This is a genomic window from bacterium (assembly GCA_020440705.1).
Taxonomy (GTDB): Bacteria; Krumholzibacteriota; Krumholzibacteriia; order LZORAL124-64-63; family LZORAL124-64-63; genus JAGRNP01.
Genome location: JAGRNP010000191.1, coordinates 1 through 4,744 on the forward strand (window position 1 = coordinate 1; position 4,744 = coordinate 4,744).

The window sequence follows — 4,744 nt, forward strand, 5'->3', positions numbered from 1 at the left end:
TCAAGCACCTCAAGGAGAAGGTCGACGCGGGCGCCGACTACGTCGTGACCCAGATGTTCTTCGACAACGCCGACTACACGGCCTTCGTGCGCATGTGCCGCGAGGCGGGCATCGAGGTGCCGATCATCCCCGGCCTGAAGTTCATCGAGACCGAGCGCCATCTGACCACGTTGGCCAAGCACTTCCACGTCACCCTGCCGGACGAACTGGTCGACGAGGTGCAGGCCGCGCCGAAGCACGCCCGCGAGATCGGCCAGCGCTGGGGACGGCGGCAGGTGGAGGGGCTGCTCAACGCCGGCGCGCCCTGCATCCATTTCTACGTGATGAACGACGCCTCGAGCGTCGTGGAGACGGTCAAGGACCTCATCTGACCCCGCCCGGGAGGCCAGCGTGGGCACCGTCACCATCCTCGGGATCGCCCTGGCCCTGGCCATGGACGCCTTCGCCGTGTCCGTGGCCGCGGCCCTGGTCCTGCCCCGCGTCACGGGGCGCCATCTCTTCCGTTTCGGCTTCCACTTCGGCCTCTTCCAGGCGCTGATGCCCGTCCTCGGCTGGCTGGCCGGCTTGACGGTGCAGCGCTGGCTGGCGGCCGTCGACCACTGGATCGCCTTCGGTCTGCTCGGCGTGGTGGGCTGGCGCATGCTCCGGGAGGCCCGCCGCCCCGACGACGACGGGTTCGACCGGGCCGACCCCACCCGGGGCTGGAGCCTCGTCGCGCTCTCGGTCGCCACGAGCATCGACGCCCTCGCCGTGGGGCTCACCCTGGCCATGCTCGAGGTGCGGATCTGGTTCGCGGCGGCGATCATCGGCCTGGTGGCCGGCGGCCTCTCGGTGGCGGGCATGGTGCTGGGACGTCGGCTGGGCCGGGCGTGGGGGCCCCGGGTCGCCACGGCCGGCGGCCTCGTCCTCATCGGCCTGGGCCTGAAGATCCTCGTCGAGCATCTGACGGCCTGAGGGCCGGGCTGGCGGCACTCTCCGTTGATTGTTAATCTGATGACAGGTGCGGCGCCGGCCGGGGCGGGGACCTGGTGCGGCGGGCCGCCCCGAAGGAGGGTGCCATGTCCGGACTCCTGACCGAACGACTCATCCAGCGCCAGATCAACCACTGGAACCGGCTGCGCGAATTCCTGCCGGCGCGCGACGCGTCAAGGCCGGTCGCGCGGGGGCCGGTGATCACCGTGTCGCGTCAGGCCGGGGCGGGCGGGCGCACCCTGGCCGAGAACCTGGCCGAACGGCTGGGGCTCGCCCTGCACGACCGCTCGCTGGTCGAGCAGGTGGTGCGCCGGGAGAAGCTCGCGCCGGCAATGGTCGCCAGGCTCGACGAGCAGGCCCTGAGCGAAGCCGATCTCTGGGTGCAGGGCGTGCTGCGCCAGCGGATCTTCATGCGGGAGCAGTACCGGCAGGCCCTGACCGAGGTCGTCGAGGAGGTGGCCCGCGGCGGCCATGTCGTCTTCCTCGGCCGCGGGGCGAACATGGTGCTGGGCATGCGGGCCGACCTGCGGATCCGGCTCGTGGCCGGACCCGGACGGCGGGCCGACCGGTTGGGCCGGCGCCTGGGGCTGACCGCCGCGGACGCCTGCGCCCTGCGCGACGACACCGACGCCCGGCGCGACGAGTTCGTGCGCCGGCTCTTCGGCTGCGACCCGGCCGATCCCACGGCCTTCGACCTGGTCCTCAACACCGACCGCCTCGACGCCGACGCCGTGGTGGAGAACGTCATGCTGGGCCTGCTCGCCGTCGTCGCCGGGGAGCGGACGCGCGTCGAGACGGCCTGAGCAGGGCCGCCCGAACGAACCGGCCGTCCGGGCCGCGGCCCATGCCGCGCCCCGGGGCCGCTAGTCGCAGGGCCAGGCGCCGCCGTCCCAGCGGCCCGCACGGAACGGCATGTCCACCGTGGCGGTGAACTCGACGTCGCCGTTCTCGGTGAAGGTGTACACGTTGCCGACGAAGCGGCCTTCCATCGCGTCGAGGGTGTGCATCGTGATGACCGCGCTCACGCCCGTGAGGCTGTTCTCCTCGTCCCACACGCCCTGCCAGGTGCGGCCGCCGACGACCAGCGCGAGGCTCGCCTTGCAGGTCGCCGTCTCGCCGGGCGCCGGCGCGGGCGAGTCCTCGAAGCCCCCGATGGTCGCCGTGACCACGTCGCTGCTGTCGTTGCCGATGTCGATGAAGAACTGGTAGAACCAGCCGCCGAAGTCGGAAACGAGGTACGCGATCTGCGACGTGTGCAGCTCCCAGTAGAGGGATCCGCTGGCCACGAGGTCGGCCCGGCAGTTGCAGGTCGACACCTCGACGCGGGCGGTGTCGAACACGTCCTCGTGGCCGACGATGCTCGCCCGGATGAGGGCGTTGCTCGTGCCGGCGGACAGCGACTGGTAGAGTCCGTTCTGGTCGATGCTGCCGTACCCCTCGACCTTCTCCCACAACACGTCGTAGGGCGCTCCCTCGGCCGGCCCGAAGACCTCGGCCGTGAACTGCAGCGTCTCGCCCGGATTGATGCAGTCGAAGTTGGGCGTGACGAAGATCCGGAACGAGTCCTCGTAGGCCACGCGGACGGTGGCGTAGCGGGCGGGCACGCCGTCGGCGCGGGCGCCGTTCCGCGACAGCGACTCGACGATGACGTTGAAGGGGTAGTCGTCCGGCGAGGTCGGCGTCTTCAGCGGCCGGGTGCCGGCGTCGTTGGTGTCCCAGCCGGTGCCGTCGTCCCAGGTGCCGTTGCCGGGCGACCAGCGCAGGGTCGTCAGGTCGGCGTTGGTGATGGTCGTGGTGATGTTCACGGTCTCGCCCGGCTGCGAGACGACCACGCTCGCCGGCGTGGCGGTGACGACGATCTCCCGCACGAGCATGTTCGTGTCGACGTGGATCTCGCGTCCGCCGAACTGCGTCGGCTGGGCGCCGACGCGCAGCACGTCCGGACCGGCCTGGTTGGGCCGCGCCTCCTGGCCCGGGATGTCGACGTCGAAGCGGTGCTGCAGGGCCGCCGCCGTGCAGTACAGGGGGCTGGAGATGTCGACGGTCCAGTCGCGGGGACAGAACTCGATGATGCCCGTGCCGTCGAAGAGCTGGCCCGCCCCGGCGCTGATCCCCAGGGCGTAGGCGTCGCGCAGGATGTCGCTGTCCAGGACTTTGGCCTTCTCGGCGACGGACAGGTAGGCGCCCAGCGCGTTGACGATGGTCTGGGCGACGGACTTGTCGGCGGTCCAGCCGGTCGACGATGCGGTGACCATGACGTCCGACCAGGTGGCGGCCTCCTCGGAGTCCTCGTTGAAGGCGTTGGGACCGACGATGGCGCTGAGGGACGTGAAGCGGCTGGGCAGCGTGCCGGCCACGAACTGGGTCGCGGCCTGGACCACGCCGATGCCGACGCCGGCCACCGCCGCCGGACCGCCGACGACGGGCATGCCGCCCAGCGCTCCGAGGGCGCGGCCGCCGTTGACGAGGATCCGCCCGGCGTCGGACGCGGGGTCGGCCCCGAAGGCGGCCACGGCCGAACGGGTCATGGCGATGGAGAGTTCGGGCGCGGTCTCGATGTCGGGCCCGACGGTGAAGCACTTGGCGGGGTCGCGCCCGGCGGGGAAGGCCAGCACGGCGGGATCCGCGGGCCACTCGGCGACGGCCGCGTCCACCAGGCCGGCCAGGTCGAAGTACCCGAACACGCGGTCGAGCAGCTCCAGATCCGGCGCCGAGAGCACGCCCGCGCCGTCGGCGGCCAGTTCCGTCAGGTCGGCCGAGGGGTCGTCGGCGTCGAGGTACTCCTGGGCCAGCTTCAGGGACAGCAGACCGGGCGCCACCGCGGCGGCGTCCATGGCCTTCAGTTCGGCGATGGAGGTGCCCCCGAAGGCCGCCCGCTGCTCCACGTAGGCGCGCAGGCTGGCGACGGTCGCCGCGAACGCTCCCGGCGCCGCGGGCAGGGCGCCCAGGGTGAGCGCCTGCTCGTCGCTCTGGTCGGTCCCGTCGCTGACCCGGATCCGCACCGCCCCGCCCGCGTTGGGCGTCACCGGATGCAGGGGAGCCGGGAAGAACCAGCCGTCGGCGTCGTGGTCGAGGGGGAAGGTCACGTCTTCGGCCCCGTCGGCCCGGACGATCACCAGGTAGGGCAGGGAGTCGGCGGCCGCCTTGGCCGCCGGCAGTCCGGTCACGCCCACCCGGCCGAGACTCGTCGCCGCCGACACGTCCAGGGTCGCCCCCGCCACGTCGGGCGCGGGGGGATCGGCGGGCGTGTCGGAATCGCCCCCGCAGCCGAAGAGGAGCAGGGCGGCGGTCAGGGCGGCGAGGCCGCGGGTCAGGAGCTGGGGGCGGGTCATGGGGGGATCTCCCTCGGCGTGGGTGATGGAAACAGGATCAAAAGTGTATCATATCGCTGCCGATCCTGCCGCGCCGAAGAGGGGCGCCGCGAAACGGAGACCAGTCGGGGCCGGATTTCTGCTACGATGACCGTTCGTATCGCCTCCGGCCACCACGACGGGAGATCCCATGCCTCGCTCCGTGCGTTTCCTGCCGATCCTGAGCCTGCTGCTGGCCGTCGCCGCCGTCCAGGGCGCCGCAGCCGCCCCGGAGGCGCTTCCGGCGCAGACGCCCCACGGCGTCCTGCTCGACCGGACCCTGCCCCTGGCGCACCTGGAGGACCTAGCCGGCACCGCCGCCGCGGCTCCGGCCGTGGACCTGGCGCGCTGGCGCCAGGCGGTCCACGAGCTGCGGCGGGCGGCCGAGAGCCCGCTGGCCTGGCCGGCCCCGCGCGACCTGG

Annotated in this window: 5 protein-coding genes; 4 read left to right on the plus strand and 1 reads right to left on the minus strand. The window is 72.5% G+C overall.

Translation table 11 applies throughout. The annotated features are described in order from the left end of the window. The 3 genes from KDM41_17265 to KDM41_17275 all read left to right on the plus strand — a co-directional run. The coding region (locus KDM41_17265) for a methylenetetrahydrofolate reductase (protein MCB1185172.1) at window positions 1-371 on the plus strand (371 nt) is incomplete at its 5' end. 19 nt (window positions 372-390) lie between these two features. After that, complete coding sequence (locus KDM41_17270; protein ID MCB1185173.1) at window positions 391-954, plus strand: manganese efflux pump; 564 nt, start codon at window positions 391-393, stop codon at window positions 952-954. A 104-nt stretch (window positions 955-1,058) separates the two neighbouring features. Beyond that, entirely contained in the window at window positions 1,059-1,775 is a 717-nt protein-coding gene (locus KDM41_17275) for a cytidylate kinase-like family protein (protein ID MCB1185174.1), read from the plus strand. Between the two features lie 60 nt (window positions 1,776-1,835). Here the strand turns inward: KDM41_17275 and KDM41_17280 are convergent, their stop codons facing one another. Continuing rightward, window positions 1,836-4,304: a hypothetical protein gene (locus tag KDM41_17280; GenBank protein MCB1185175.1), complete on the minus strand. Its 2,469-nt coding sequence runs from the start codon at window positions 4,302-4,304 to the stop codon at window positions 1,836-1,838. 169 nt (window positions 4,305-4,473) lie between these two features. On the opposite strand from KDM41_17280, the gene KDM41_17285 reads away from it, so the two are divergent. Further along, a partial coding sequence (locus KDM41_17285; GenBank protein ID MCB1185176.1) for a hypothetical protein occupies window positions 4,474-4,744 on the plus strand: 271 nt, incomplete at its 3' end.